Annotated in this window: 4 protein-coding genes; all 4 read right to left on the bottom strand. The window is 45.8% G+C overall.

What is annotated here, in order from left to right; all coding sequences use genetic code 11:
• On the bottom strand, window positions 1-1,223 hold a 1,223-nt coding region (gene gatA, locus PHX29_07060), incomplete at its 3' end, for an Asp-tRNA(Asn)/Glu-tRNA(Gln) amidotransferase subunit GatA (GenBank protein ID MDD5605642.1).
• A 31-nt stretch (window positions 1,224-1,254) separates the two neighbouring features.
• Window positions 1,255-1,545, bottom strand: coding sequence for an Asp-tRNA(Asn)/Glu-tRNA(Gln) amidotransferase subunit GatC (gatC, locus tag PHX29_07055; protein MDD5605641.1), 291 nt, complete (start codon window positions 1,543-1,545; stop codon window positions 1,255-1,257).
• 65 nt (window positions 1,546-1,610) lie between these two features.
• Window positions 1,611-3,239 carry a serine hydrolase gene (locus PHX29_07050; GenBank protein MDD5605640.1) on the bottom strand — a complete coding sequence of 543 codons (1,629 nt, stop codon included), beginning with the start codon at window positions 3,237-3,239 and terminating at the stop codon, window positions 1,611-1,613.
• Window positions 3,205-4,134: a dihydroorotate dehydrogenase gene (locus PHX29_07045; GenBank protein MDD5605639.1), complete on the bottom strand. Its 930-nt coding sequence runs from the start codon at window positions 4,132-4,134 to the stop codon at window positions 3,205-3,207. Before PHX29_07045 ends, PHX29_07050 begins: the two co-directional genes overlap by 35 nt.
• Between the last annotated feature and the right edge of the window lie 167 nt (window positions 4,135-4,301).

The following is a 4,301-nucleotide window of genomic DNA, read 5'->3' as shown; positions in this document are numbered from 1 at the left end:
GTGCAGGGGGCGGTGGGTGAAACCAGTGCATCGTACTTTTCAAAAGCAGCTGAAAATTCACGGCTAATAATAGTGCGAACCTTTTCTGCTTTAAGATAGTAAGCATCATAATAACCCGCACTGAGAGCATAGGTTCCAAGCATGATGCGGCGTTTAACCTCAGGCCCGAAACCCAGCTCACGGGTTTTTTCCATCACTTCCCACATATTTTCCGAATCGGGGTACGTATAGCCGTATCTAACTCCATCGTAGCGTGAGAGGTTAGCAGAAGCTTCTGATGGGGCTAATATATAATAAACTGCCAATGCATATGGAGTTGAGGGCAGGCTTGCTGATCTATCCACAATCGCCCCCAACTCTTCAAGTTTGCTAATGGCGCTTTCAATTGCCTTTTTAACGCCTGGCTGCATATCCTCGACGAAATACTCCCGCGGAACACCTATTTTCATACCGCGTATATCACCGTTTAGACAACTAGTAGAATTGTCCACTTCTCTATTGACAGAAGTCGAATCTCGTTCGTCATAACCTGCAATAGTGGAAAATACTAGTGCTGCATCAGTGACTGTGCGAGCAAGAGGGCCGATCTGATCCAAAGAGCTGGCAAATGCTACCAAACCGTAGCGGCTGACTCGGCCGTAAGTGGGTTTGAGGCCAACCAGGTTGCAGAAACTGGCTGGGAGACGAATACTCCCGCCAGTGTCAGACCCCAATGAATACATTGCCTCACCGGCGGCTACTGAAGCAGCTGAACCCCCGCTTGAACCACCGGGTACTCGGGAAAGATCCCATGGATTACGTGTGGGGAAAAAGGCTGAGCCTTCGGTGGATGAGCCCATGGCAAATTCGTCCATATTGGCTTTTCCCAGCATTACCATACCAGCTTTCTGCAGGCGCTCAATAACAGTAGCATCATATGGCGGAATGAAGTTTTCCAGCATCTTTGATGAACAGGTGGTACGAACCCCTTTGGTGCAGATAGCATCTTTGATTATTCCAGGTATTCCGGTCAGTGGTTCAATATCACCTTTCGCAATACGTTCATCTGCTTTTGCAGCTTGTTTTAAAGCAAGATCGGCAGTGCGGGTCACTAAAGCTTGAACATGATCCTCAGCTTTTTCGACACGTTCGAGAAATATCCTGGCTAATTCAACGGAAGATATTTCGTGATTTCTTAGTAGTCGGTGTGCCTGGCTAATTGTGAGATTGTTAAGTTGGTTCAAACAGTTCCCCCGTTCATTTATTCGAGTCGGATTACTTATCGAGCACTGGGCGAATTTTAAAGAATTCTCCATCTCTGGAAGGGGCATTGGCAAGTGCGTCCTCTCTTTCAAGTGACGGTTTCACCAGATCGTCTTTTATAACTGTATGGAGTGAGTTAGATTGTGTAGTTGGAGGCACGTCGGTGGTATCAACCTGGTCTAAAACATCAAAATTTTCCAGTATATTGGAGAGTTGGCGCGGGAACTCGTCTATCTCGGCTTCGGTTAGACCAATTCTGGCTAACTGTGCAATATGGATTACTTCTTCACGGATAAGCTTCAATTTACACCTCCGTATGAAACTAAAGTATATCACCCGACTATTGGAGGGGCAAACAAATATCGGCCTTACCTTTGTTCTGTTTTGTAGTTACACCTGATAACGATGGTAACCGTTGAAAGTGTGAGTGACCACAAAGCAATCAATGCCAGTACCGATACCGCTGCTGCCCAGATGCTGGGAGGCGCTACAAGGAGAACATCGCCAATTACCTTGAAGATATTGTATCCATAAATCAGCTTGAATGAAATATAACCGATAACAACAAGAAGGCAATAAGTAGCTAAGGGAATGTTGTAAAGGAAAATGAGCTTGGCTGGAAGCCATTTTGCTGGAATTCGTGGTTTGAACAAAACATAGTGGTGGCAGCGTACCTTGCATACGATCCGCCATATAAACAACCCCAGCCCAATTATTAGTGCAACGCAAATAGAAAAAATCCCAAATGAGAAAGAATCGATGGTTTTCCAGTGTGCCCACCATGGTGATGCAAGCTGTTCCAGCTCAATATCTAAAAAGATACTGGTAAGCCCGGGAGCAATCAGGTGGCCTTGAGTGCTTGTCTGGCTGTTTATCATGATGGTTACGCCGGTTGAATAGTCCGGCAAGATCATCATATCGGCAAGAAAACTAGGGGTATCCCCGCCATGCCATATACGTTTTATACCATTTGAATCTGTATCAACCAGCCATCCCATGCCGTATCCTACAGTGTGTCCATCCTTGCGATAGTAAGTAGCAGGAGTGAGCATCTCGTTGATGGTTTCACTTTTTACCAGTTGATTTCCATCAAGTGCGCCTCCATTCAGGAATAATCTGAGCCAACGTCCCATATCGGTGGCATTACTCATGACCCAGCCTGCTGGAGCGGCACTGCGGAAAACTGGCATACTGCGTTCCCATACCTTACCAAAAACTGGCTGATGGCCATAGGCTCTTCCCCACTCTTCGGCTTGCTCAAGATCAAGGGTTGTGCGATTAAGGCTGAGTGGCGTGAATACTGCTTCTGCCATATAATCTTCAAATTTTTGCCCTGTGACAGCCTCTACTACTGCCCCCAACAGGAAATAATTCAGGTTTGAATATTCAAATACTTGACCGGGGGGATTGTTGAGACTGAGTCCTTCGAGATCACTAACCATTTTATCCATGGCATCAAGCCCGTTGAAGTATCCCTGAGGTTCTGCCAATGCTCCTGGAATTCCGCTTGTGTGGGTAAGCAGCTGGCGTATAGTAATTTCAGATGAGGCATTTTTGTCTGAAAGCTTGAAATCAGGCAGGTAGAATACTACAGGCTTATTTATATCAAGGATGCCCTTATCTCTGAGTAACAATACGCCCAGAGCAGTAAATGATTTTGATACACTGGCAAGAATGAAAACGGTATTTTCATTAACCGGCTGGGGATTTTCTATGCTGGTGATGCCGTAGCCTTGGGCGAAAACTGTTTCATCTCCCTTTACTACAACTACCGAAGCTCCGGGAATAGCATCTTCGGTCATAATTTGCTCAACCAGTGCATTCATCTGTGCGAATTTGTCAGAAGGATCATTTTCACCTTTGATGACATAGGTTGGGGGGAATACCAGAATAATACCAATAACCAGGCATATTGCACATGCCAGGATTGAAGTACTTCTGATAAAAATTGTTTTCAGCTTATCAGATTTGGGCACAGCCTTTAATTCCAGCCACATTATTTATTCCCTGCTCTGACAAGAACTGTTGTATACCAGAAATTATTTTGGAAGGTATAGAGGGATCAATCATGAACGCAGTTCCGACTTGGAACGCGCTGGCGCCCGCCATTATGAACTCAATAGCATCTTCTGCTGTAGATATACCTCCGCATGCAATTATAGGAATATCTATTAAACGGGCTATATCATAAACCATTGCAAGTGCTACTGGTTTGAGAGCTGGGCCGGACAGACCGCCTGTTACATTGCCCAGCAAGGGTTTGCGTTTTTGTATGTCAATAGACATCCCCTTGAAGGTATTGATAAGTGTAACAGCATCCGCTCCTGCGTATGCAACCGCTTGAGCGATTTCCCCCGTGCAACCTGATCCCGGGGATAGCTTGACAATAAGGGGTAAAGTGGTGGCTTTTCTGACAGCAGTGGTTACTGCTGCTGCGGTTTCCGGTTTGAGGCCGAATTCTATGCCGCCAGCTTTCACGTTTGGACAGCTTATATTGAGCTCAATACCTGCAATGCCGCCAACTCCATCGAGGCGCATAGCTACATCAGAATACTCATCGATGGTGGACCCAGCCACGTTAACAAAAACCTTTATCCCCAGTCGCTGCCAAGCTGGAGCTTTGTCCTTAACCAGTGCCTCAATTCCGATATTCTCCAGCCCTATGGCGTTCAGTATACCATTTCCAACTTCTGCTATGCGCGGCTGCGAGTTGCCTTCCCTGGCGTGGAGCGTTGTACCTTTGGAAATAAAGGCTCCAGGAGAAGATAAGTCCATAAAACTATCCAGCTCAACGGCATAGCCGCAAGTACCCGAGGCAAGCAACAGGGGATTTTTGAGTTTGAGCCTCTTGCCCGTCTGCTCAAACAGTTCTATTTCAAGGTTAGTATTCATAGTCTCTTAATTGATTATAAATTACTTGAAGAATGCCTACAACCTGTGCAAAAGTTCAGATACATATTGGACTCCCGGGGAGGTGATAACCGGGAGTCTTTGTAATGAAACAGATATATGTGGAAAGTTATTATCCGAGAGGCTATAGTCGTTGGATGCAAAAGATC

It is taken from the genome of Dehalococcoidales bacterium (genome assembly GCA_028717385.1).
GTDB lineage: Bacteria > Chloroflexota > Dehalococcoidia > Dehalococcoidales > CSSed11-197 > CSSed11-197.
This window is presented reverse-complemented; position numbering and strand designations above follow the sequence as displayed.